This is a genomic window from Nonomuraea sp. NPDC054003 (genome assembly GCF_055585125.1).
This window is the reverse complement of sequence record NZ_JBVJKR010000003.1, coordinates 641,378-664,840: the sequence shown is the minus strand read 5'-3', so window position 1 is coordinate 664,840 and position 23,463 is coordinate 641,378. Positions and strand designations below refer to the sequence as shown.

General features: G+C 72.7%; 21 protein-coding genes. 16 read left to right on the top strand and 5 right to left on the bottom strand.

What is annotated here, in order from left to right; all coding sequences use genetic code 11:
* Nucleotides 1-5: 5 nt before the first annotated feature.
* Nucleotides 6-1,409 carry a S1 family peptidase gene (locus tag ACZ6YG_RS10605; RefSeq protein WP_466017798.1) on the bottom strand — a complete coding sequence of 468 codons (1,404 nt, stop codon included), beginning with the start codon at nucleotides 1,407-1,409 and terminating at the stop codon, nucleotides 6-8.
* Nucleotides 1,410-1,632: 223 nt separating this feature from the next.
* Between ACZ6YG_RS10605 and ACZ6YG_RS10600 the strand changes: the two genes are divergently transcribed.
* The 4 genes from ACZ6YG_RS10600 to ACZ6YG_RS10585 all read left to right on the top strand — a co-directional run bounded on the left by ACZ6YG_RS10600 (nucleotide 1,633) and on the right by ACZ6YG_RS10585 (nucleotide 6,059).
* Entirely contained in the window at nucleotides 1,633-2,067 is a 435-nt protein-coding gene (locus ACZ6YG_RS10600; RefSeq protein WP_364228723.1) for a hypothetical protein, read from the top strand.
* 109 nt (nucleotides 2,068-2,176) lie between these two features.
* Complete coding sequence (locus ACZ6YG_RS10595) at nucleotides 2,177-2,995, top strand: ABC transporter ATP-binding protein (protein ID WP_466017797.1); 819 nt, start codon at nucleotides 2,177-2,179, stop codon at nucleotides 2,993-2,995.
* An 11-nt stretch (nucleotides 2,996-3,006) separates the two neighbouring features.
* Nucleotides 3,007-3,984: an ABC transporter substrate-binding protein gene (locus ACZ6YG_RS10590; protein ID WP_466017796.1), complete on the top strand. Its 978-nt coding sequence runs from the start codon at nucleotides 3,007-3,009 to the stop codon at nucleotides 3,982-3,984.
* Nucleotides 3,981-6,059 carry an iron ABC transporter permease gene (locus ACZ6YG_RS10585; protein ID WP_466017795.1) on the top strand — a complete coding sequence of 693 codons (2,079 nt, stop codon included), beginning with the start codon at nucleotides 3,981-3,983 and terminating at the stop codon, nucleotides 6,057-6,059. Before ACZ6YG_RS10590 ends, ACZ6YG_RS10585 begins: the two co-directional genes overlap by 4 nt.
* Here ACZ6YG_RS10585 and ACZ6YG_RS10580 read toward each other — a convergent pair.
* A complete protein-coding gene (locus ACZ6YG_RS10580) occupies nucleotides 6,026-6,685 on the bottom strand; it encodes a TetR/AcrR family transcriptional regulator (RefSeq protein ID WP_466017794.1) in 660 nt (219 codons plus the stop codon). The genes ACZ6YG_RS10585 and ACZ6YG_RS10580 overlap by 34 nt on opposite strands.
* 95 nt (nucleotides 6,686-6,780) lie before the next feature.
* Here ACZ6YG_RS10580 and ACZ6YG_RS10575 point away from each other — a divergent pair, with 95 nt between their 5' ends.
* The 4 genes from ACZ6YG_RS10575 to ACZ6YG_RS10560 all read left to right on the top strand — a co-directional run bounded on the left by ACZ6YG_RS10575 (nucleotide 6,781) and on the right by ACZ6YG_RS10560 (nucleotide 11,149).
* On the top strand, nucleotides 6,781-8,043 hold the full coding sequence (locus ACZ6YG_RS10575; RefSeq protein WP_466017793.1) for an NAD(P)/FAD-dependent oxidoreductase: 1,263 nt from the start codon (nucleotides 6,781-6,783) through the stop codon (nucleotides 8,041-8,043).
* Nucleotides 8,044-8,088: 45 nt separating this feature from the next.
* Nucleotides 8,089-9,294, top strand: a complete 1,206-nt coding sequence (locus ACZ6YG_RS10570; RefSeq protein WP_466017792.1) for a cytochrome P450 — start codon at nucleotides 8,089-8,091, stop codon at nucleotides 9,292-9,294.
* Between the two features lie 24 nt (nucleotides 9,295-9,318).
* Nucleotides 9,319-9,516, top strand: coding sequence for a ferredoxin (locus ACZ6YG_RS10565; RefSeq protein WP_148033191.1), 198 nt, complete (start codon nucleotides 9,319-9,321; stop codon nucleotides 9,514-9,516).
* 88 nt (nucleotides 9,517-9,604) lie between these two features.
* Nucleotides 9,605-11,149: a benzoate-CoA ligase family protein gene (locus ACZ6YG_RS10560; protein ID WP_466017791.1), complete on the top strand. Its 1,545-nt coding sequence runs from the start codon at nucleotides 9,605-9,607 to the stop codon at nucleotides 11,147-11,149.
* Here ACZ6YG_RS10560 and ACZ6YG_RS10555 read toward each other — a convergent pair.
* Nucleotides 11,146-11,988, bottom strand: a complete 843-nt coding sequence (locus ACZ6YG_RS10555; RefSeq protein WP_466017790.1) for an amidohydrolase family protein — start codon at nucleotides 11,986-11,988, stop codon at nucleotides 11,146-11,148. The genes ACZ6YG_RS10560 and ACZ6YG_RS10555 overlap by 4 nt on opposite strands.
* An 18-nt stretch (nucleotides 11,989-12,006) precedes the next feature.
* Nucleotides 12,007-13,680 carry a 2,3-epoxybenzoyl-CoA dihydrolase gene (boxC, locus tag ACZ6YG_RS10550; protein ID WP_466017789.1) on the bottom strand — a complete coding sequence of 558 codons (1,674 nt, stop codon included), beginning with the start codon at nucleotides 13,678-13,680 and terminating at the stop codon, nucleotides 12,007-12,009.
* Nucleotides 13,681-13,807: 127 nt separating this feature from the next.
* On the opposite strand from boxC, the gene ACZ6YG_RS10545 reads away from it, so the two are divergent.
* Nucleotides 13,808-14,674 carry a PaaX family transcriptional regulator gene (locus ACZ6YG_RS10545; protein ID WP_466017788.1) on the top strand — a complete coding sequence of 289 codons (867 nt, stop codon included), beginning with the start codon at nucleotides 13,808-13,810 and terminating at the stop codon, nucleotides 14,672-14,674.
* Nucleotide 14,675: 1 nt separating this feature from the next.
* Here ACZ6YG_RS10545 and boxB read toward each other — a convergent pair whose 3' ends face one another.
* The gene (gene boxB, locus ACZ6YG_RS10540) at nucleotides 14,676-16,154 is read right to left on the bottom strand and encodes a benzoyl-CoA 2,3-epoxidase subunit BoxB (protein WP_466017787.1); all 1,479 of its coding nucleotides are present in this window, start codon (nucleotides 16,152-16,154) and stop codon (nucleotides 14,676-14,678) included.
* Nucleotides 16,155-16,369: 215 nt separating this feature from the next.
* Here boxB and ACZ6YG_RS10535 point away from each other — a divergent pair, with 215 nt between their 5' ends.
* The 7 genes from ACZ6YG_RS10535 to ACZ6YG_RS10505 all read left to right on the top strand — a co-directional run bounded on the left by ACZ6YG_RS10535 (nucleotide 16,370) and on the right by ACZ6YG_RS10505 (nucleotide 23,391).
* A complete protein-coding gene (locus ACZ6YG_RS10535; protein ID WP_466017786.1) occupies nucleotides 16,370-17,557 on the top strand; it encodes an ABC transporter substrate-binding protein in 1,188 nt (395 codons plus the stop codon).
* Entirely contained in the window at nucleotides 17,557-18,429 is an 873-nt protein-coding gene (locus ACZ6YG_RS10530) for a branched-chain amino acid ABC transporter permease (RefSeq protein WP_466017785.1), read from the top strand. Before ACZ6YG_RS10535 ends, ACZ6YG_RS10530 begins: the two co-directional genes overlap by 1 nt.
* The gene (locus ACZ6YG_RS10525; protein ID WP_466017784.1) at nucleotides 18,426-19,418 is read left to right on the top strand and encodes a branched-chain amino acid ABC transporter permease; all 993 of its coding nucleotides are present in this window, start codon (nucleotides 18,426-18,428) and stop codon (nucleotides 19,416-19,418) included. The genes ACZ6YG_RS10530 and ACZ6YG_RS10525 overlap by 4 nt, the downstream gene beginning before the upstream one ends.
* A complete protein-coding gene (locus ACZ6YG_RS10520) occupies nucleotides 19,415-20,191 on the top strand; it encodes an ABC transporter ATP-binding protein (RefSeq protein WP_466017783.1) in 777 nt (258 codons plus the stop codon). Before ACZ6YG_RS10525 ends, ACZ6YG_RS10520 begins: the two co-directional genes overlap by 4 nt.
* On the top strand, nucleotides 20,188-20,892 hold the full coding sequence (locus ACZ6YG_RS10515) for an ABC transporter ATP-binding protein (RefSeq protein ID WP_466017782.1): 705 nt from the start codon (nucleotides 20,188-20,190) through the stop codon (nucleotides 20,890-20,892). The genes ACZ6YG_RS10520 and ACZ6YG_RS10515 overlap by 4 nt, the downstream gene beginning before the upstream one ends.
* A gap of 47 nt (nucleotides 20,893-20,939) precedes the next feature.
* Nucleotides 20,940-22,142: a cytochrome P450 gene (locus ACZ6YG_RS10510; protein WP_466017811.1), complete on the top strand. Its 1,203-nt coding sequence runs from the start codon at nucleotides 20,940-20,942 to the stop codon at nucleotides 22,140-22,142.
* Between the two features lie 64 nt (nucleotides 22,143-22,206).
* Nucleotides 22,207-23,391, top strand: a complete 1,185-nt coding sequence (locus ACZ6YG_RS10505; RefSeq protein WP_466017781.1) for a PAS domain-containing sensor histidine kinase — start codon at nucleotides 22,207-22,209, stop codon at nucleotides 23,389-23,391.
* Nucleotides 23,392-23,463: the final 72 nt, after the last annotated feature.

Below are 23,463 nucleotides of genomic sequence, written 5' to 3'. Positions count from 1 at the left end.
CCTCCTCAACGCTGATAGACGAACACGCCGAACATACGCAGCTGATGGACCGGCGTGAACGTGCCCCACGTCTTCGGCGGATTGAGCGACCCGCCGTGATGGATGCCGTACGCCGTGTTCCCGTAGTACCAAGGGCCGCCGCTGTCGCCTTTGGCGGAGAAGCTTCGCTCTCCGTTCGCCATGACGAGATGCTCGTACCTCACCTTGCGTTCCGCGTTGTAGTACGAGTAGTCGCGGTCGGAGACCTGGCCGCAGTGCTTCCCGGTGGCTCTGCCGAAATGACAGATCTGGCTGCCGACGCCGGGGGCGAAGCCGGAGCTGTCGTCGACGTATCGTTTGCGGTTCGGTGCGTAGTAGAACGTGCGCGTCGCGGTCATCGATCCGCGGGTGTACAGCGCGATGTCGCCTCTGCCGCCCTCATGCTTGATCACGGTGCGGACCACGGTGGAGCCGCCATCCTGGCTGTGGTTGTAGTACGTGTAGGTCGGCCGCACGGTGCAGTGCCCGGCCGTGGAGATCGCACGTTTGGCCGTGGCGTGGTAGTTGACCACGAAGCCCACCGTGCACCCCGAGTCGAGCAGGCCACCCCCGCGGATGTACTTGTCCTGCGGCTCGATGCCCAGTTCGTCCACGACCTTGACGTCGATCCGGATCTCGCTGTCTGCCGGAAGCGTGGACCTGGCCACCTCGCCGAGATCCTGCCTGACCTCCTGTGTGGTGGTCGTCTCCGCCTCGACCTCGATGCTGACGGTGCCCTTCTCCGCGTCGAACGACGCGCCCACGTCGCCTGCCCCCGGCCGCCCGGTCAGGGCCTTCAACGCCTTGGTACGCGCCGCCTCCACCTCCCGCTCGGAGAAGCCGGTCTCACCGACGAGGTCCACCGCGACCGGCAGCGTTCTGGCCAGCGTGATCGCCCGCGGCGGGATCGGGCCTTTGAAGGCGAGGCGCGCGCCGCGTCCGTCCTGGGACATGGAGGTCGCGGTGACCTCGTCCGGGTACGCCTGCCGCAGCGTGTCGGTCACCTTCCTGAAGATGGGCTGCCACCCGTACCTGTCGATCGCCTGCTTGTGCGTGATGCCTTCGGCCTCGGCCACGTCTTCGAGGTCGACGAGCTCGGCGAGCGGCAGGTCGTCGATCTTGACGTAGGGCAGCGTGGCGGCGTCGGTGCCGTGCCCTGTCACCTCGGTCACGTGCTCGTCTATCGCCTGGGCCAGGGTGATCCCACGCTGTTCCGCGAGGGCCACCAGCTTGTCGAGCGCCGGCCGTTCCGGCTTGGGTTGGGTGTCCGCGCTCAGATGGATCCTGGCCGACCTCGACGCGGCGTCGGAGGTGAGGGCCGCGGAAGCGACGGCGGCGGGTATGAGGGCCAGCGCGATGGTGGCGCGTAACGCCATGGTGGGTCGTGGCATGCAAGCCTCCTCGTACGGTCCTCGCCGCCGCGATCGGTCAGCGAGGAGTACGGGTTCGATGAGTGCCCAGGTTCATCCCGCGGAGGCCGTGATGGTGCCGGTATGCCGAGCCGGTCTGGTCCGATGCGGTGTCCGGAGGCCGGTACGCGTGGACATACTGCCTCCATACCGCCGGTCTCTAGGGTCTTCGACGACAGCGAGTCGAACACCATGAAGGGGCAACATGCGACTGGCACGTATAACCGTGGCCGCGGCCGTGGCGGGGGTCACCCTGTTGAGCACGACGCCCGCGTCGGCGGCGAGCTACTGGAGCTCGTCGGCGCCGAAGTACGCGACGAAGGTGGGGACCCTGAAGACGAAGTCGGTCCGGATCGGCAACGGGGGCAGCTTCACGATCCAGCTTCGCTCGGGCAAGTGGGGGTCGTACAGCTATCTCTGGGCTCGCGCGCCCAAGGACTCCGACGCGGACAGCCACCGCATCATCCTGCAGGTCTACAACCCCAAGACGGGGAAGTGGGACAGCCAGGGCACAGGGATCAAGAACACGACCTACTCCCCCGCGCACCGGGCCATCGCCGGCCGCCTCTACAAGGCGTGCGCGAAGGCGTCCATCCTCGGCGGGAGCCCGGCCACGTGCACCGGCTCCTGGCTCGTGTGACCCTCTGAACGAGGTCAGAGTGACGCCCCCCGGCCTGCCGGGGGGCGTTTTCGATTCCCGGCGGCCCCCGCCGTAGCGCGATCAGCAAGGTTAGCCTAACCTTATCCCCATGACCGAGGAGATCTCTCTCCGCGGGGCGGAGCTGTGCCTCAGCTATCACGGCGCCACCGTGGTGCACGACGGCCGGATCGCCCTGCGGCCGGGCCGTGTGACCGCGCTGGTGGGCCCCAACGGCAGCGGCAAGTCCACGCTGCTGCGCGCGCTCGCCCGGCTGCACCGGCCCGACAGCGGCGCGGTGACGCTGGGCGACGGCGCCGACGCGCTGGGGCTGTCGGCGCGCGACTTCGCCTGCCGGGTGACGCTGCTGGCGCAGAGCCGGCCCACGCCCGGCGGCGTGCGGGTGTCGGACGTCGTCGGGTACGGGCGGCACCCGTACCGGAAGCGCTGGAAGGCGGCGGATCCTGACGGGGCCGCCGCTGTGGCGCGGGCGATGGAGCTGACCGGCGTGACGGCGATGGCCGAGCGGCCGGTCGACGAGCTGTCCGGCGGCGAGCTGCAGCGCGTCTGGCTCGCCACCTGCCTGGCACAGGACACCGGCGTCCTGCTGCTGGACGAGCCCACCACCTTCCTCGACCTCCGCTATCAGGTGGAGCTGCTGGAGCTGATGCGCGACCTGGCCGACGAGCACGGCGTGGCGATCGGGGTCGTGCTGCACGACCTCAACCAGGCCGCCGAGATCGCCGACCACGTCGTCCTGCTCCATCAGGGGCGGGTCCGCGCCGACGGGCCGCCCGCGCGGGTCCTCACCGAGGACCTGCTCAGTGACACGTACGGGATCCGCATCGAGGTCAGCCATGACCCGGTGAACGGGACCGTGACCACCCGGCCGATCGGCCGGCACAGCAAGAGCGTCATCGCAACGACATGACAGGAACCACCATGCGCAGTGCCCTGACGGCCATCGCGGCCATCGCCCTTCTCGCCGCCTGCGGCACGACCGAAGCACCCGTACCCGAGCAGGCGGCGTCGGCGAGCGCGGAGCCGTCGGCGGCCCCCGTGACCGTGACCGACAGCCGGGGCAAGGAGGTCAAGCTCGACCAGCCGGCGACCCGGGTCGTGAGCCTGGAGTGGGCCGAGACCGAGATCCTGGCCGGCCTGGGCGTCATGCCGGTGGGCGCGGCCGACGTGAAGGGGTTCGCCGTCTGGAACACCGCCGTCAAGCTCGACCCCTCGGTGCAGGACGTCGGCATGCGGCAGGAGCCCAGCGTCGACTCGATCAGCGCGCTCGACCCCGACCTGGTGGTCATGGAGTCCGACGACGTCGAGCTGGCCGCCCAGCTGGAGAAGTTCGTGCCGGTGCTGGTGGCCAAGGGCAGCGACGCCACGCGCAACCTGGAGCGGATGCGCGAGGACGTCACCATGATCGCGGCGGCGGTCGGCAAGAGCGACGAGGGCGCCAAGCTGCTGAGCGACTTCGACGCGGCGCTGGCCGGCGGCAAGGCGAAGATCGAGGCCGCGGGCGGCGCCGGCAAGCCGTTCGTGATGGCCGACGGGTGGAAGCAGGGCAGCTCGATCTCGATCCGCCTGTTCGGCAAGGGCTCGCTGGTGTCCGAGATCGGCGGCCGGCTCGGGCTGGAGAACGCCTGGACGGGCGAGGTCGACAAGCAGTGGGGCCTGGGCACCACCGACGTCGAGGGCCTGACCGTGCTCAAGGACCCCGACACCCGCTTCTTCTACAACGCCTCCGACGGCGAGGACGTCTTCGCCGACGGGCTGGCCGAGAACGCCATCTGGAAGTCGCTGCCGTTCGTGGAGAAGCAGCAGGTCACCCGGATGCCCGACGGCATCTGGACGTTCGGCGGGCCGCTCTCCGCCCAGCAGTACGCCGACGCGCTGGTCAAGGCGTTCACCGGTTGAGCACCGAAGTCCTGACCCCGTCGGTGCCCGACACGCCGCTGCGGCGGCTGGGCACCGCCGGGGTCTTTCTCCTGACCTTGGCGGCCGTCGTCCTGGTGGCCGCCGTGCACGTGACGCAGGGCACCTCCTCGGTCGGCGCGCTCGACCTGCTGGCGCTGCCGTTCGGCGGCAGCGACGAGGCGGCCCGGGTGCTGCTGGCCTCGCGGCTGCCGCGGCTGCTGGCCGGGGTCTGCGTGGGCGTCGCGCTGGGCGTGGCGGGCGCGCTGCTGCAGGCGATCGCGCGCAACGCGATGGCCTCGCCGGACACGCTGGCCGTCAGCGCGGGCGCCTACCTGGCGGTCGTCGCGGGCAGCGTGCTCGGGCTGGCGCTGCCGGTGCCGGTCTCCGGCGCGCTGGCGCTGATCGGCGGCCTGGCCGCCGCCGCGCTGGTGCTGGCGCTGTCGTCGGGCGGGCGTACGGGGACGACGCGGCTGATCCTGGCCGGGACGGCCACCGCGCTGGCGTTCAGCTCGCTGACGAACCTGCTCATGATCCTGTTCGAGCAGGAGACGACCGGGCTGTTCGCGTGGGGCAGCGGCTCGCTCGTCCAGACCGACCTGGTCGCGGTCACGCAGCTCGGGCCGGTGATCGCGGTGGGGCTGGTCGTGGCGGTGCTGGCCGGGCCGCGGCTGGACATCCTCGGCCTGGGCGACGACACCGCCACCGTGCTCGGCGTGAACGTGCCGCGGCTGCGCCTGTGGCTGACCATGCTGGCGGTGCTGCTGGCGGCGGCGGCGGTGACGATCGCGGGGCCGATCGGGTTCGTCGGGCTGTGCGCGCCGGTGATCGTGCGGCTGCTCCCCCGGTCGATCCCCGGCCTGCACAGGAGCCGGACGATGCTGCCGCTGGCGGGGCTGGTCGCCGTGCTGGTCGTGCTGGGGTCCGACATCGCGCTGCGGGCCGTGCTGGGCGCGCAGGCGGGGGTGGAGGTGCCGCCGGGCGTGGTGACCACCGTGTTCGGCGCGGCGGTGATGATCTGGCTGGCGCGTCGCTACCGTGACGCGGGGCCGACCCGCCGTCCCCCGGAGGCGCGCACGGGCGCGGCGCGGTCGCGGGGGGCCTTCCTGGCCGTGGTCGCGACCGGTGTGGTGCTCCTGGTGGGGGCGCTGGTGCTGGGGCTGCTCGGTGGTGACCGGTGGCTGCTGACCGGCGACGTGGTCAACTGGCTGCAGGGGCGCAGCGGGCGGGCGCTGACGTTCGTGCTCGACCAGCGGTGGCCCCGGGTCGCGGCCGCCGCGCTGGCCGGGGTCGCGCTGGCCGTGGCGGGGGCCGCGGTGCAGGCCGTGTGCCGCAACCCGCTGGCCGAGCCCGGGGTGCTGGGCGTGACGGCCGGGGCGGGGGTCGGCGCGATCACGCTGCTCACCGTGGTGCCGATGGCCGGGATCTGGACGATGTCGGCGGCGGCGGGCGCGGGCGCGCTGATCGCCTTCACCGTGGTCTACGGGCTGTCGTGGCGTGGCGGGCTGAGCTCGGACCGGCTGGTGCTGATCGGGGTGGGCGTGCAGTACGCGTGCACGTCCATCATCGTCCTGATCATCGTGCTGTCCGACCCGTGGAACACGGCCAAGGCGCTGACCTGGCTTTCCGGCTCCACGTACGGGCGCGTGCCGGCGCAGCTCATCCCGGTGGCGCTGGCGCTCGTGGTCACGGTGCCGCTGCTGGCCTGGCTGCGCCGGGACCTCGACCTGCTGTCGCTGGACGAGGACACGCCGCGGGTCCTGGGCGTGCCGCTGGAGCCGGTGCGGCTGACCGCGCTCGCCTGCGCGGTGCTGCTCACGTCCACGGCCGTGTCGGCGGTGGGGGTCGTCGGCTTCGTCGGGCTGGTCGCCCCGCACGCGGCGCGCGCCCTGGTGGGGGCGCACCACAACCGGGTGCTGCCGGTCGCCGCGCTGCTCGGCGCGCTGCTGGTCAGCCTGGCCGACACGCTCGGCCGTACGGTGATCGCGCCGGCGCAGGTGCCGGCGGGGCTGGTGACGGCGTTGATCGGCACGCCGTACTTCGTCTACCTGCTGTGGCGGGCCCGGCCCTCCACCTGATCGGCGCCCTCCGGGACGTACAGCGGCTGGAGGGCGCCGACCAGCGGCCAGGTCAGGGCGGCCATGTCGGCGGGGGTGCGGTGGCAGCCGCGCTGGAGCCAGTCGGTGGCCACGCCGATGAGCGCCCCGGCGGTGAAGGCCGCGGCGACGTCCACGCGGTCGTCGGCGCGGTCTTGAGTGCGGTCCTCGCCCGGTGGCGCGGGCGGGTGGAGGTGCCTCTGGATGGCCGTGATGATGCGGCGGCGGATGTGGTCGCAGACGCGGGCGCTGCCCTGCGGGCCGAGCAGGGCGCGGTAGAGGCCGGCGTGCTCGGCGAGGCTGGTGAAGAACTCCTCCAGTGACCGGATCGCCTCCGGCCCGGGGTCGGCCGTGCCGGGGTGCGGGCTGGGCAGGGACTCGATCAGGGTGTCGATCATCGCGGTGCATGCGGCCTCGGCCAGCTCGTGCACGTCCCGGTAATGGTCGTAGAAGGTCGAGCGGCTCACTCCGGCGCGCACGGCCACGTCGGCGACGGTGACACGGGGCAGGTCGCGCTCCGCGACGAGCTGGATCAGGGCACGGGCGAGGGCGGCCTGGGTCCGGCGCACGCGCCGGTCGCCGGAGGCGCTGCTCAGGGGTATTGCCACGCCCATCACTTTACAAGGTGCACGATTTCCTACACGTGTAGGGTAACGTCGAAGCAGGACGAGCGGAAGGATCGCCATATGCGGACGTGTGTCCCGTGACCACCCCCCGGAGCATCCTGATCGTCGGCGCGTCGGCTGCCGGGCTGAGCACGGCGGAGGCGCTGCGGCGGCTCGGCTACGGAGGGCGGCTGACGCTGCTGGACGCCGAGGCCCGGCTCCCCTACGACCGGCCGCCGCTGTCGAAGCAGGTCCTGGCCGGCGAGTGGGAGCCGTCCCGGGCCCAGCTGCGTGACGTGGCGAAGCTGGAGGCCCTGGACGCCGAGCTGATCCTGGGCGAGCCCGCCGTCGCGTTCGACGCGGAGGCGCGGGCCGTCACCGACGGGTCCGGGCGTGTGCGTCGCGCGGACGCCGTGGTGATCGCCACCGGCCTGGCCCCCGCCCGGCTGCCCGGCCAGGACGGGCTCTCGGGCGTGCACGTGCTGCGCGGGATGGACGACGCCGTCGCCCTGCGCGCGCACCTGGCGGAAGGCCCTCGGCTGGTGGTCGTGGGCGAAGGGGTGCTGGGGGCCGAGGTCGCCGCCACCGCCCGCGGCCTGGGCCTGGACGTCACTCTCGCCGGGATGGGGCACACCCTGCTGGGCGAGCAGGTCGGCGCCGAGGTCGGCGGCATGCTCACCCGGCTGCACGCCGAACGCGGCGTCCGCCTCCGACTCGGCGCCGAGGTCACCGGCTTCGCGAGCGACAAACCAGCGACCAGCGGGCCGGTGAACGACAAGCCGGCGACTGGCGAGCCGGTACGTGGCAGGCCGGCGGACGGCGGGCCGACGACCGGCGGGCCGGTGGACGGCGGGCGGGTCAGCGGGGTGCGGCTGATGACCGGGGAGGTGCTGCCCGCCGAGGCGGTCGTGGTGGCCGTCGGGTGCCGGCCGGCCACCGGGTGGCTGGAGGGCAGTGGGCTGGTGCTGGGTGACGGGGTGGCGTGCGACGCGCGGTGCCGCGCCGCCGACGGGGTCTACGCCGTGGGCGACGTGGCCTCCTTCTGGCACGAAGGGCTCCACAGGAGGCTGCGGCTGGAGAACCGGACCAACGCCACCGAGCAGGCCCAGGTCGTCGCGGCCAACCTGCTCGGCGCCGATCGCCCGTACGTGCCGATCCCGTACTTCTGGACCGACCAGTACGACGTCAAGATCCAGACGCACGGGCTGCCGTCGCCGGAGGCCGAGCTGAGCGTCGCCGAAGGCGACCCGTCGGAGCGCCGCTTCGCCGCCCTCTACCGCGAGGGCGGGCGGGTCACGGGGGTGCTCGGCTGGAACATGGCCAAGCAGGCGCGTCTGCTGAGGCAGCGCGCGCTCGCCTGACGACCGGCTCGTCCTGATGAATCATCCGTACGGAGGAGATGACGAATGAAGCAGGACCTGAGCTACCCCATCCCCAGCGAGGCGGCGCTGGAGCCGCCCGCCGAGTGGGCCGAGCTGCGCGGCGAGTGCCCGGTGGCCCACGTGAAGCTGCCCAGCGGCGACCAGGCGACGTTGCTGACCAGGTACGCGGACGTCAAGCAGGTGCTCGCCGACCCGCGCTTCACCCGCCTGCTCACCGCGCCCGACGCGGCCCGGCTGTCGGCCACCGACGACGGCGGGCTGTTCAACAGCGAGATGGCGCAGATCATCCCCGACGGCGGCGAGGAGCACCTGCACTGGCGGCGCCTGGTCGGCCGGTGGTTCACCGCCAAGCGGATGGCCGCCCTGCGGCCGTCGATGGCGGCGATGGCCGAGGAGCTCATCGACGACATGGTGAAGCACGGCGCGCCCGGCGACCTGCGGGCCGCGCTGGGGTTCCCGCTGCCGGTGTACGTGATCTGCGACATCCTGGGCGTGCCCGCGGAGGACCGGGAGCGGTTCGCGTACTGGTCCGACACGCTGCTCAACCTGACCCGCTACGACAAGGCCGAGATCGACGCCGCCCAGGGCGAGTTCTTCCAGTACATGTCCGACCATCTCGCGGCGAAGCGGGCCGAGCCGGGCGACGACGTGCTGAGCGAGCTGCTCGCGGCGGGCGGCCCTGAGGAGGGCGGGCTGACCGATCTCCAGGTGCTGGTCACCGGGATGGGGCTGCTGGTCGCCGGGCACGAGACCACCGCCAACATGATCGGCAAGATGGTCGCCATGCTGCTGGACGACCGGACGCGGTGGGAGCGGCTGCTGGCCGACCCGTCGCTGATCCGTACCGCGGTGGAGGAGACGCTGCGGATGGACGCCAACTCCGGCTTCGGCCTGCCGCGCTACCTGCGCGACGAGACCGAGGTCAGCGGCGTCCACCTGCCCAAGGGGACCACCGTGGTGTGCAGCATGGCGGCGGCCAACCGCGACGAGAGCGCCTTCGACGCGGCCGGCGAGATGGACCTGGGCCGCACGCCGAACCCGCACCTGGCGTTCGGCGCCGGCGCGCACTCCTGCCTGGGCCAGGCGCTGGCCCGCACCGAGCTGCAGGTCGTGCTGGAGGTGCTGCTGCGCAAGCTGCCGTCGCTGGAGCTGGCCGTGCCCGCGGCGGAGCTGGAGCGGGTGGAAGGGCTGGCCGTCGGCGGTCTGCGCACGGTCCCGGTCCGCTGGTGATCCGAGAATCGAGAGGGGAATCCCATGAAGGTCGTCGTCGACGAGGACAGCTGCTGCGGCGCCGGTCAGTGCGTGCTGCTCGCGCCGGAGGTGTTCGACCAGCGTGACGAGGACGGCATCGTCGTCCTGCTGGACTCCGAGCCGGGCGAGGAGCGGCACGCCGCGGTGCGCGAGGCCGCGGCCGTGTGCCCGGGGGCCGCGATCGAGGTCGAGGAGGGCTAGGAAGGGCTACAAACTATTGACGTTGGCACAGTGATCTGTAGAGTGCGGTCACCGGCACGGCTCCCCCCACCGACTCGGACGGCCGCACATGAGCACATCCTTCAACGCCTCCGTCTACCTGCTCGACCGCCACCTCGCCGCCGGCGACGGTGACCGCCTGGCGCTGACCGGCCCGGCCGGTGACCTCACCTACGCCGGGCTGCACGACCGGGTCATGCGCACCGCGGCCGGGCTGCGCCGGATCGGGCTGCTGCCCGAGCAGCGGCTGCTGCTGTTCATGGCCGACTCGCCCGACCTGGTCACGCTGTTCCTGGCCGCGTTGCGGATCGGCGCGATCCCGGTGCCCGTCTCGACGATGCTGCACGCCGACGGGCTGGCCGAGCTGCTCCGCGACTCGCGCGCGACGCTGCTGGCGGTCAGTTCCGAGTACGCGGGCACGGCGGCCGGGGCGCTGGCCGACGCGCCCTCGGTCGCCGGGGTGCTGGCGGGCGAAGGGGCCGAGGTCGAGACGTCGCTGCCGGTGCACGCGGTGGCGGAGCTCGCGGGGACCGCCGAGGCCGCGGGCGAGCCGTATGCGACGTCGGCCGACTCGCCCGCGTTCTGGCTCTACACCTCGGGGACCACCGGCACGCCCAAGGCCGCCATGCATCGGCACGGGGCCATCCAGGTGGTGTGCGAGACGTACGGGGCTCGGGTGCTGGGCGTCCTGCCCGGCGACCGGTGCCTGTCGGCGGCCAAGGCGTTCTTCGCCTACGGGCTGGGCAACTCGGTGCTGTTCCCGCTCGCGGCGGGCGCGGCGGCGATCCTGGAGCCGGCCCCGTCGCGGCCGGATCTGCTGGCGGAGCGCGCGGCCGAGTACGGGGCGACGCTGTTCTTCGCGGGGCCGTCGTTCTTCGCCGCCATGCTGCGGGCCGGCCTGCCCCCGAAGGCGCTCGGCGGGGTGCGGCTGGCGGCCTCGGCGGGCGAGGCGCTGCCCGCCACGCTCTACCACCGGTGGACCGGCCACTTCGGGGTCGACATCCTCGACGGCATCGGCATGACCGAGATGCTGCACATCTTCCTGTCCAACCAGGAGGGCCGGGTGCGGCCGGGCACCACCGGGGTCCCGGTGCCCGGTTACGACCTGCGCATCCTGGACGAGGCCGGGCAGGAGGTCGGCCCCGGCACGCCGGGGACCCTGTACGTGCGGGGCGACTCGGCGGCGACCGGCTACTGGTCGCGGTACGCCGCCTCGCGCCAGGTGTTCCAGGGCGAGTGGCTGCGCACCGGCGACACCTACGTCAGGGACGCCGACGGCTACTACAGCTGCCTGGGCCGCACCGGCGACATGCTGAAGGCGGGCGGCATCTGGGTGTCGCCGGCGGAGGTGGAGACCCGGCTGATGGAGCATCCGGCGGTCGCCCAGGCCGTGGTGGTGGCCGCGACCGACGGCGACGGGCTGGAGAAGCCGGTCGCGTACGTGGTCACGGCCGCCGACGTGGACGAGGACGAGCTGATCGCGTTCTGCAAGGAAGGGCTGCCGTCGTTCAAGCGGCCCCGCCGGGTGGTGTTCGTCGAGGCGATGCCGACGACCGCCACCGGCAAGATCCGGCGGGTGGAGCTGCGGGCCCACGCCTCGGGCGTGCTGTCCTAGTCCTGGAGTCCCGCGTACACCTGGAGCGCGTTGCCGCCAAGCACGGCCGTGGCCACGTCGGCGGGGAGCAGCCCGGCGACGGCGCGGGCGTTGGCGGCGGTGCCGGGGACGCCGGGCCAGTCGGTGCCGAAGATCCACTTACGGGCGAGCCGGGTGAGGTCGTGCCTGGCGTAGTACTCGGGCAGCCGCTTGGGCGGCAGGCCGGACAGCTCCAGCCACACGGTGTCGTTGGTGAGGGCGAGGAAGGCCGCGGCGTCGTACCACCAGCCGCGCCCGCCGTGCGCGAGCACGATGTCGAGCCCGGGGAAGTCGCGGATGACGGGGATGAGGAAGGCGGGGTCGGCGTTCTCGTTGGCCGCACCGGGGAACGAGCTGGTGCCGCAGTGCACGACCAGCGGCACGCCGCTCTCCTCCAGCACGTGGTAGGCGGGGTAGAGGGCGGCGTCGTCGCAGCGGAACCCGCCGTGCACGGGGTGCAGCTTGAGCGCGGCGGCGCCCAGGCCGAGCTGCCGCCGCACCTCCTCGGCGATGGGGAAGTGCAGGTGCGGGTTGACGTTGGCGACCGGGCGGAAGCGGGCCGGGTTGTGCTCCACGATCGGCAGCAGGTCCTCGAAGGGCTGCGTGCCGGTGGCCTTGGGGCTGTACTCGCAGAACAGCAGCGCGACGTCGACGCCCTGGGCGGCGAAGAGCTCGTCGAGCCGGTCGGGGCGCGGCCGGCCCGCGGCGTCCCAGACGTGGTCGACGACGCCGTCGGCGCCGAACTCGTGGGCCCAGCCCAGCCAGGCCGGCTTGAGCGTGGGCAGCAGCGGCGCGTGCACGTGCGCGTCGACCAGGGGCATGCCGTCGATCATGGCTGATCAGACCCGCTCGAAGTCGTAGTCGCCCTTGCGGCCGGTGCCGTAGCGGCGCAGGGCGCCATCGGGGCCGGAGGCGTTCGGCCTGATGAAGATCCAGTTCTGCCAGGCGGCGAGCCGGCCGAAGATCTTCGTCTCGACGGTCTCAGGGCCGGTGAAGCGGTGGTTGGCCTCCATGCCGGTCAGCGCGTCGGGTGACAGCGAGGCCCGCTCCTCCAGCGCGATGCGCAGCTCCTCCTCGAAGTCGAGGTCGTCGAGCGCCATGGTGACCAGGCCGAGCCCGTCGGCCGCGGCGGCGTCGAGCGGCTCGCCGAGCCTGGCCCGTACGGCTTCGAGTGCGCCGTCGTGGCCCCAGAAGCGGGACCGGAGGCGGGACAGGCCGTTGCCCATCGGGTAGTCGCCGTCGTTGGCCGGGGTGAGCGTGAGGGTGGCGGGCCCGGCGTCGTCGTCGCGGTCCTCGTAGACGCCTTCCAGCATGTACTGGCGGTCGGCGGCCAGGGCGAGCTCGGCGAGCAGGCCGGCGAAGGCGGTGCCGGGCTCGATGACGGCGACGAGGCTGCGGCTGGTGACGTCGAGGCGCTTGAGCGTGCGCTTGTAGTAGTGGCGCACCTCGTCGGCGAACCAGTCGCCGGACAGCTCGCGCAGCTGGGCGTCGTAGGCCAGCACCCGCTCGGGGTCGCCGGTCGCGCGCAGCACCCAGATGCCGAGGTCGAGCTCGTTGGTGCGCAGGTGCAGGATCAGGTCGTCGAGGGCGCGGGTCACGGCGAGCGGCCAGTAGTCGGCGCCCCGGGCGGCCGGGTCGCCGGGCGGGGTGTCGTGCGGCGCCTCGACGGTGATCTCGGCGAGGCGGCGGGCCCGGTCGAGGCGCGCGGACAGGTAGGGGTAGGTGATGACGTCGCCGTCGTCCTTGCGGTCGAGCGGGGTCAGGGTCACGCCGCGGGCGTCCGAGGGCCGCCGGGAGCGGCTCACGGCCTCGGCGGCCCGCCTGGCCACCTCCTCGGCGAAGGCCCCGCGCGGGACGGTCGCGTCGGCCAGGCCCCACTCGACGGCGGTGCGGCCGCGGAAGCCCTCGGGCTTGGTGGCGAACAGGTCGGCGCGGTCCTTTCGCACGTGCCGCTTGTCCACGACCCGGGTCAGGCCGCCGGTGCCGGGCAGCACGCCCAGCAGCGGCACCTCCGGCAGGGAGACGGCCGAGGAGCCGTCGTCGACCAGGACGATCTGGTCGCAGGCGAGCGCCAGCTCGTAGCCGCCGCCCGCGGCCGTGCCGTTGAGCGCGGCGATCCAGGTCTGGCCGGAGTGCTCGGTGGCGTCCTCGATGCCGTTGCGGGTCTCGTTGGTGAACTTGCAGAAGTTGACCTTCCACGCGTGCGTGGACCGGGCCAGCATCCGGATGTTGGCCCCGGCGCAGAACATCCGGTCGAGCCCGCCGGTGAGCACGACCGCCTTGACCCCCGGGTGCTCGAAGCGGAGCCGCTGGACGAGGTCGTACAGCTCGATGTCGACGCCGAGGTCGTAGGAGTTCATCTTGAGCTCGTAACCGGGGACCAGGCCGCCGTGCTCGTCGACGCGGAGCGTGACGGTGGCCACCGGCCCGTCCACGTCGAGACTCCAGTGACGGTAGCGGTCGGGCGAGGTCGCGAAGCGGACCACCGGCGCGGTCTCAGCGGTGTCAGTCAAGGCGCGCTCCGTTGCGTGAGGGCTTCAATGTTCGACGATTATTGGATAGAACGTCAAGTATTTGTAGTATTTGCCGCAGGGTGACGCGGTGACGTCCCCGCATCACCGGGCTGGCAGAATGCGCTCGATGGATGACAGGGGTGCTGACGTGGCGGAGCCTGCGGAACGCCAGCGCGAGAAGGCGCCGGCCAGCGCGCGTTCGATGCTGCTGACCGTGCTCGGCGAGTTCGTCCTGCCCCGCGACGGACAGGTCTGGACGGGCACGCTCGTCGACGCGCTGGGCGCCCTCGGCGTCGAGGAGAAGTCGGCGCGCCAGGCCCTGTCGCGCACCGCGGCCGAGGGCCTGCTGGAGTCGGAGCGGCACGGCCGCAGGGTGCGCTGGAACCTCACCGCGGCCGGCGACCGGCTGCTACGCGAGGGCACCGAGCGCATCTACGGCTTCATGCGCAAGCCGCACCGGTGGGACGGCCGGTGGCTCGTCGTGACCGCCGGGGTGCCGGAGACCCAGCGCCGGCTCCGCCACCGGCTGCGCACCAAGCTCACCTGGCTCGGCCTCGGCTCCCCCGCCCCTGCCCTGTGGGTGATCCCCGACGCGTCGAAGGAGGCGGCGGTCCGCGAGGTCATCCGCGAGCTCGACCTCGACGACCGCGCCTACGCCTGGACCGGTCCTTCGGCGGGCATCGGCGACACCGCCACGCTGATCACGGCCGCGTGGGACCTCGACGACGTGGAGAAGCGCTATCTCAGCTTCATCGAGCGCTTCGAGGGCGTCACGGCCGCCTCCGACCGCGACGCCTTCGTCAGTCAGGTGCTGCTCGTCCAGGATTGGCGCCATTTCCCGTTCCTCGACCCCCATCTGCCGGCCGAGCTGCTCGACCACGACTGGCCGGGGCCCAGGGCCGCGGCCGTCTTCCATGACCTGCACAACCGGTGGCACCGGCGGGCCCAGGCCGGCTGGGACCGCATGGACGAGGAAGCCGCCGCCCGCCACTGACTCAGAGCAGCCCCTCCTCGGCCAGGTGCACGTAGTCGAACTCGACCGGCTGGTCGTTGATGCCGGTGCGCGGCGGGGCGATCCAGCCGGCGAACTTCCCGTACTCGTACTCGGGGACCATGAGCGAGGCCACCTTCTCGCGGTCCTCCGGCGTGGGCAGCCACTCGTCGGCCCGCGCCCGCCAGGCCGCCTCGCCGACCACCTCGCCGTCCGGGGTCACGTGGTGGCCCGCGTAGACGCCGACCTTGCGGTTGAAGCCCTCGTGCGGCAGGTAGAGGCGCTCTTCCAGGCCGGCGTCCTCCAGCGCCTTGTTCCAGCGGCGCACGCCGTGGGAGCAGTCGGCGGCGTACTCGTCGCGCAGGTCGAGGTTGAGCGCGCTGAGCGCGGGCACGGTCCGTGTCCTGATCTCGCCGTCCTCGACGTGGCGCAGCTCGCGGGTGGCCTCCAGGAGCACGTGGTCGTCCTTGCGGCGGCCCTCCATCCAGCGGCCCTTGAGCCCGGAGGTGTAGTAGTTGCCGGCGTTGGTCGACTGCTCGGAGCCGAACAGGTCCATCGACACCGAGTACTGGAAGTTCAGGTACTTCTGGATGATGTCGAGCGGGATGCCGCCGTGGGGCAGGATGTCGGCGGTGCCGTGCTCCCTCATCAGCTGCGCGGTGCGCTCCAGGGTGCGCTGCACGCCGGTGGTGCCCACGAACATGTGGTGGGCCTCCTCCTTGAGCATGAACTCGCAGGTGCGCGCGAGCGGGTCGAACGCCGACTCCTTGAGCGTGCCGAGCTGATACTTGCCGTCGCGGTCGGTGAAGTAGGTGAACATGAAGAACTGCAGCCAGTCGGTGGTCTCCTCGTTGAACGCGCCGAGGATGCGCGGCGCGTCGAGGTCGCCGGAGTTGCGCTTGAGCAGCTGCTCGGCCTCCTCGCGGCCCTCCCTGCCGAAGTAGGCGTGCAGCAGGTAGACCATCGCCCACAGGTGGCGGCCTTCCTCCACGTTGACCTGGAAGAGGTTGCGCAGGTCGTAGATGCTGGGCGCGGTGTGGCCGAGGACGCGCTGCTGCTCGACGCTGGCCGGCTCGGTGTCGCCCTGGACGACGATCAGGCGCATCAGGTCGGCCCGGTGCTCGCCGGGCACCTCCTGCCAGGCGGGCTCGCCCTTGTGCTTGCCGAAGCCGATCCGGCGGCCGGGATCGCGCTCGGCCAGGAAGATGCCCCAGCGGTACTCGTCCATCGGCACGTGCGCGAAGTGCGCCCAGCCGTCGCGGCCGACGGCGATGGCGGTGCGCAGGTAGACGTCCCTGGTGGGCAGTGACGGGCCGAGCTGCTTCCACCAGTCGAGGAACTTCGGCTGCCAGCCTTCGAGCGCGCGCTGCAGGCGGCGGTCGCCGGCCAGGTCGACGTTGTTGGGGATGCGCTCGCTGTAGTCGACCGGGCTGAGCGGGCCGGTGGGCGCGGGCGCGGCGCCGGTGCGGGGGTCCGTGCTCATGGCTGCTCTCCTGTCTCCGGGGGCCACCTTCTGAATGTGCCACACTTTCATCGCGGTACGGAAGATTGATGTAGCAAATGTAGCGGGCGGGGTTCCGTCGGATCCGGCACCTCAGGTCTCGATTCATTACAAGCTATTGACGCCACAACAACGGTCTGTAGATTCTGAGCCCACTGTAAGAACGAGGCGCCGCCGTACATCCCCCAGGAGGCCCCATGGGTGTTCTCTCCGTCGTCCTCCGCAGGTCACGAACAAGCATGGCCTTCGCCGCAGGCGTCCTTATGCTGTCGGGTTGCGCGGGATCGAGCCTCGACCAGTCGGGCGGCGAGCAGGCGGACGGGCCGGTGAAGATCGGGTTACTGGTGCCGCTCTCGGGTGTCTACGCGCCGCTCGGGGAGGACATGCGCAACGGCTTCCAGCTCTACCTCGACCAGCACGGGGGCAAGCTCGGCGGGCGCACGGTCGAGCTGGTGAGCGCCGACGAGGGCGAGAGCCCGCAGACGGGGGTGCCCGCCGCGCAGAAGTTGGTGACGCAGGACCAGGTCACCGCCGTGGTCGGGGTCGTCAACTCCGCCACCGCGCTCGGCCTGCGCGACTTCTTCCACGAGTCCGAGAAGCCGCTGCTGATCGCCAACGCCGGCGCCGACGACATCACCGGCGCGCGCGGCTCCGATTACGTGTGGCGGACCAGCTTCTCCAACGGCAAGGTCGCGGCCGCGCTCGGCGCCGCCGTGGCCGAGGAGGTGGACGGGCCCGTCTACCTCATCGCCGCCGACTACGCCGCAGGCAAGGAGATGGTCGCCGGGTTCCGCGAGACGTTCGAGGCGGCGGGCGGCAAGGTCGCCGGCGAGGAGTACACCCCGTTCGGCACGACCCAGGACTTCCAGCCCTTCCTGTCGGCGATCCGCGGCACCGGCGCCAAGGCCGTCTACAGCTTCTACGCCGGCGCCGAGGCCGTGAGCTTCGTCAAGCAGTACAAGCAGTTCGGGCTGGCCGGCGACATGCCGCTCTACGGCACCGGGTTCCTCACCGAGGGCGGGGTGCTCGACGCGCAGGGCGAGGCCGCGTCGGGGGTGAAGACGTCGCTGCACTACTCCACCGAGCTGGACACCCCGCGAAACAAGGAGTACGTGGACGCCTACACCAAGGCGTACGACGAGCCGCCGACGGTCTACACCGTGCAGGCGTACGACGCCGCGGCGGTGCTCGACAAGGCGCTGGCGAGCGCGCCGGGCGGCGGCGAGGAGCTGGTCAAAGCGTTCGGCGCGGTCGGTGAGATCGACAGCCCGCGGGGGACGTGGCGCTTCGGCGCCGATCACGACGCCGAGCAGAAGTACTACCTGCGTGAGGTCAGGTCCGGCGGGGACGGCATGGTGAACGCGGTCGTCAGCGAGCTGAGCTGATGGTCGCCTACGTGGTGAGCGTGCTCAACGGGCTCGCGATGGGCTCGTTGCTGTTCGCCATCGCGCTGGGGCTGTCCCTGGTGTTCGGCATGATGGACGTGCTCAACCTCGCCCACGGCGCCGTCTACCTGGTCGGCGCCTACCTCGCGGTGGCGTTCGCCGCCGACGGGGCGGGCCTGGCGGCGTTCGTGCTGGCGGTGCTGGCCGCCGCCGTGGCCGGGGCCCTGCTCGGCGGCGTGCTCGCGAGCCTCACCCGGGCCACGCCGCGCCACCTCGACCAGGCGCTGCTCACGCTCGGCGTCTCGCTCGTGGTCGCCGAGACGCTCTCGATCGTGTTCGGCAACGACGTGCACTCCATCGCCGCGCCCGCGCCCGTCGCCGGGAGCGTGTCCGTGTTCGGCGAGACTTATCCGCTGTACCGGCTGCTGGTCATCGGGTTCGGGGTGGTGCTGGCGGTGGCGGTCTACGCGCTCATCGAGCGGAGCTCGTTCGGGGTGGTGATCCGGGCGACCGTCGCCGACCGGGGCATGGTGTCGGCGCTCGGCATCAACACCGGGCGGGTGCTGGTCGGGGTCTTCGCCGCGGGCGCCGCGCTGGCCGCCGTCGGCGGCGTGCTGGCCGGGCCGATCCTCGGCGCGCAGCCGGGACTGGACGAGAAGGTGCTGCTGCTCGCCCTGGTGGTCGTGGTGATCGGCGGCCTCGGCTCGGTGCGGGGCGCGCTGCTCGGGGCCGTCCTGATCGGGCAGGTGCAGGCGCTGGGCACGTCGCTGCTGCCGGAGTACGCCTCGTTCCTGGTCTTCGCCGCGATGGCCCTGGTGCTCCTGCTGCGCCCGGCCGGCCTGCTTCCGGCCCGTACGGCGGTGCGGGCATGACCGGGACCATGGGCAGGACGCGGCCGGCGACCGGCGCACCCGGCGGCGCGGCCCGGTCCGGGGCCGGGAAGGCCGCGACGGCCGTGGCGGTGCTCGCGCTGCTGGTGGCGACGCCGCTGGTGCTGGGCGCCTACCCGGTGACGACGATGACGCGGATGCTGGCCTTCGCGGTGCTGGTGCTCAGCGTCGACCTGCTGACCGGCGTCACCGGCCTGCCCACGCTGGGCCAGGCGGCCTACTTCGGCGTGGGCGCCTACACCGCCGTGCTCGTCGGCATCCACGTCACCTCCGACGCGCTGGTGCAGGCGCTCGCCGGGCTGGTGGCGGGCCTCGTCGCCGCCGCCCTCACCGGATGGGTCGCGGTCCGCGCCCGGGGCATCGTCTTCCTGATGCTCACGCTCGCCATCGGCGAGACGATGCACCAGGTGGCGGGCACCTGGACGCTGATCGGCGCCAGCAACGGCCTGGCCGGGATGCCGCCGGTCAGCCTGCTCGGCGGCCCTCCCCTGCTCGCCGCCGGGTTCGTCTACTGGTGGGTGCTGGCGGCCGCGGTCAGCGTGTTCGCGGTGGTGGCGCTGGTCGCCCGCTCCCCCTACGGCAGGACGTTGCGCGGCATCCGCGACAACGAGGCCAGGATGCGGGCGCTGGGCTACCGTCCCGCGCTCGCCAGGTACGGGGTGTTCTGCCTGGCCGGGGCGGTCGCGGGAACGGGCGGCGCGCTGTGGGCGGCGCAGGCCCGCTTCGTCTCCCCCGGCGACCTGGGGTTCGAGGTCGCCGCGCTGGCCCTGCTCAGCGTCGTGATCGGCGGGGCGGGCAGCCTGTGGGGGCCGTGCCTGGGCGCGGCCCTGGTGCTGTTCGTCCGCGACAACCTGTCCGCCTCCATCGGCGGGCACGGCCCGCTCGTGCTCGGCCTGGTGTTCGTCGCCGTGGTCTTCCTGCTGCCTCGCGGCGTCGCCGGGTTCCGGCTGAGAAAGGACAGGCCCTCGTGACCGCCCTGCTCGAACTGCGCGGGCTCACCCGCTCCTACGGCTCGCTCACCGCCGTCGACGGCGTCGACCTGGCGGTGCCGCCGGGCGAGCGGCACGCCCTGATCGGCCCGAACGGCGCCGGCAAGTCCACCCTGTTCGCCACCGTCGCGGGGACGCTGAAGGCCACCGGCGGCAGCGTGCTCTTCGACGGCCGGGACGTCACCGCCCTGCCCGAGTCCGAGCGGGCCAGGCGCGGCCTGCTCCGCACGTACCAGCATTCCAGCCTCTTCCTGGACTGTTCCGTGCTCGACAACGTCGCCCTCGCCGTGCAGCGCGTGCACGGGGTCGCGCACCGGTTCGACCGGGCGGCGCGGCGCTTCCGCCGCACCGAGGCCGAGGCGCGCGACCACCTGGAGTCGGTCGGGCTGGCCGGGCGGGCCGGCGAGCGGGCCTCGGCGCTGTCGCACGGCGAGCGCAGGCAGCTGGAGGTCGCGATGGTGCTCGCCGCGCGGCCCTCCCTGGTCATGTTCGACGAGCCCACCGCGGGCATGTCCGCCGCTGAGACGGCGCGCTTCGCCGACCTGGTGGAGCGGCTGCCGGACAGCCTGGCCCTGCTCATCGTCGAGCACGACCTGGACGTGGTGTTCCGGCTGGCCCGCCGCGTGACCGTACTGCATCTGGGGCGGGTGCTGGCCTCCGGCACGCCTGAGGAGATCCGCGCCGACGAGGAGGTGCGCCGCGCCTATCTCGGCACGGCCAGGACCGACGAGCTCTTCACCGGAGGCCCGCTGTGACCGACGTGCTCACCGTACGAGAGCTGCGCGCGGGCTACGCGGGCACCACCGTGCTCGACGGCGTCGACCTGGCCGTGCCCGCGGGCGGCGTGGTGGCGCTGCTCGGCCGCAACGGGGCGGGCAAGACCACCTTCGTGCACGCCGTCATGGGTCTGCTCAAGCCGTACTCGGGCAGCGTCCGGCTCGGCGGCCGCGAGCTCGCCGGGGCGCCCGCGCACACCGTCGCCCGGTGCGGCATCGCGATCGTCCCGCAGGGCCGGCGCGTCTTCGCGCCGCTCACGGTGGCGGAGAACCTGCGCATCGCGGCGGGCCGCGACCGGGGCGGCTGGACGCCCGAGCGCGTCTACGAGCTGATGCCGCAGCTCGCCGAGCGCCGCCACCACCGGGGCGACCAGCTGTCCGGCGGCGAGCAGCAGATGCTGGCCATCGGCCGGGCGCTGCTGCGCGACCCGCGGCTGCTGCTCCTGGACGAGCCGTCCGACGGGCTCGCCCCGGCGGTCGTGGACCACGTGGCCGGGCTGCTCGACGGGCTGCGCGCCGAGGGCATCGCCGTGGTGCTCGTCGAACAGGACCTGCACCTGGCCTTCCGGCTGGCGGACGAGGTGGCGGTGATGCGGAAGGGCCGCATCGTGCACCGCGGCTCGACCCAGGACTTCCGCACGGACCGCGCCCGCGCGCACGCCCTGCTGGGCGTCGGCTGACCCGTGTTCGGGGTAGACCCTGGGTGGTGAGTCGTCGTCCGAGGGAGATCGACGTGAATGAGCCACCCGCCTACCCGTTCCGCAATCCCAGCGCGCTGGAGCCGCCGCCGGAGTGGGCCGAGCTGCGGCGGAGCTGCCCGGTGGCGCCCATCAGGCTGGCGAGCGGTGACCGGGCGCTGCTGCTGACCCGGTACGACGACGTCAGGCAGGTCCTGTCCGACCCGCGCTTCACCCGGCAGCTCGACGCCCCCGACGCCGCCCGGGCCACCGCCCAGGAGTCCGGCGGCGTGTTCGGCTCGCTCGGCCGCTCCATGACCGGTGACGAGCACCGGGCCTGGCGGCAGCTCGTCGGCCGGGCGTTCACCGCCAGGCGGGTGACCGCGATGCGGCCCAGGATCGAGGCCATGGCCGGGCACCTGGTCGAGGAGATGGCCGCGCGGGGGCAGCCGGCCGACCTCGTCTCGGGCGTCGGGTTCCCGCTGCCGGTCTGGGCGATCTGCGACCTGCTCGGCGTGCCCGACACCGACCGCGACCGGTTCTCGTACTGGTCCGACACCTTGCTCAGCATGACCCGGTACGGCGCCGCCGAGATCGACGCCGCCCAGGCCGAGTTCGACGCCTATCTCGTCGCGCTCGTCGAGGCCAAGCGGGCGGGGCCGGGCGACGACCTGATCAGCGAGCTGCTCGCGATGGTCGAAGGGCTGGACGGCCGCCTGACCGAGCGGCTCATGCTGAGCACGGCCAAGGGCCTGCTCGTCGCCGGGCACGAGACCACCGCCAACATGATCGGCAAGATGGCGTCGATGCTGCTGGCCGACCGCTCCCGCTGGGAGGCGCTGCTGGCCGACCCGTCGCTGATCCCGCCGGCCGTGGAGGAGGTCCTGCGCTTCGACGCCAACCCGGGCTTCGGGATGCCGCGCTACCTCAGCGAGGAGGTCGAGGTCGCGGGCGAGACCCTGCCGAAGGGCACCACCGTGGTGTGCAGCCTGGCCGCGGCCAACCGCGACGAGCGGCGCTTCGAACAGGCCGGCGAGATGCGGCTGGACCGCGCGCCGAACGCGCACGTCACCTTCGGCGTCGGCCCGCACTCCTGCCTGGGCCAGGCGCTGGCCCGCGTCGAGCTGCAGACCGTGCTCAAGGTGCTGCTGGAGCGGCTGCCGTCGCTGGCGCTGGCCGTGCCGCCCGGGGAGCTGGAGCGCCGCGAGGGCCTGATCGTCGGCGGGCTGGAGCGGGTGCCGGTCCACTGGTGATGGTTGCCCTGTTTTCGCACCTCAACGGCCTTTTCGGGGTAGGAGGGGTCGAGGGGGATGTGCGATGGGGGCCAAGCTCGACTACGCGGCGGTGTTCGACGCGATTCCGACGCCGTGCACGGTGGTGACGCCGGATCTGGTCATCGTGGCCGTCAACGACGCCTGCCTGAGGGCGACCCGCCGCACCCGGGAGGAGGTCGTCGGGCGGTCCATCCTGACCGCGTTCGCCAGCCCTCCGGGGTTCGTGGAAGCCCTGCGCACCTCGCTGGAGCAGGTGACGAGCACGGGAGAAGTGGACGTCATCCCCCTGGTCCGGCACGACGTCGAGGCCGAGCGGCGGGGCGAGCTGGAGGAGCACCACTGGAACCTGGTGCACGTGCCGGTCTTCGACCGGGACAGGCGGCTGAGCTGGATCATGTGCTGGGCCGAGGACATCACGCCCCTGCTGAGGGCCGCGCCGGACGCCCGCGACGACGGCGACGAGCTGGAGCCGCACATCCACCGCCGCGCCCGCGACCTGGTGGAGCTCAGCTCCCGGCTGAAACAGGCGTACCGGCAGGAGCAGCAGACCGTGTCGGCGCTGCACGAGGCCATCGAGCACCAGCAGCGGTTCCTGTTCGACGCCACCCACGACCTGCGCAACCCGATCACCGGGCTGATGACCGAGCTGGAGGTCGCGCTCACCGAGTCGGACGCCGGCATGCACCCGACCCTGCGCAAACTGCACCGGGACGTCGAGCGGCTCGACGCCATCGTCGGCGACCTGCTGGCCCTGGCCCGCCTCTACACGGCGACGCCGCCCGCGACCGACCGCGTCGACCTGGGCCGGCTGGTCGTGCAGGAGCTGGAGGAGCACCCGCCGAGCGGCGAGGTGATCACCCGGCTCGACCCGGGCGTGGTGGTCCGGGCCTCGCGGGTCCGGCTGGCCAGAGTCCTGTCCAACCTGGTCGCCAATGCCGAGCGGCACACCACGAGCAAGATCGAGATCGTCGTGACCGCCGACCCGCCGTCCGCCTTCCTGGAGGTCATCGACGACGGTCCCGGCATCCCGCCGGCGGATCGCGAGAAGGTGTTCCACCGCATGTACCGCCGCGCCGACGCGCGCGCGAAGGACCCGCGCGGGTCCGGCTTCGGCCTGGCGATCGGCCGCGAGATCGCCCAGGCCTACGGCGGCGACCTCTACGTCGCCGACCACCCCGGCGGCGCCCGCCTGGTGCTACGCCTCCCCCTGGCCCAGGCCCAGAGCTGAGCCGATCAGATCACCTCGCCTCCCCCCGGCCCAGGCCCGGGGCTGAGCCGATCAGATCACTGCCCTGGTGCT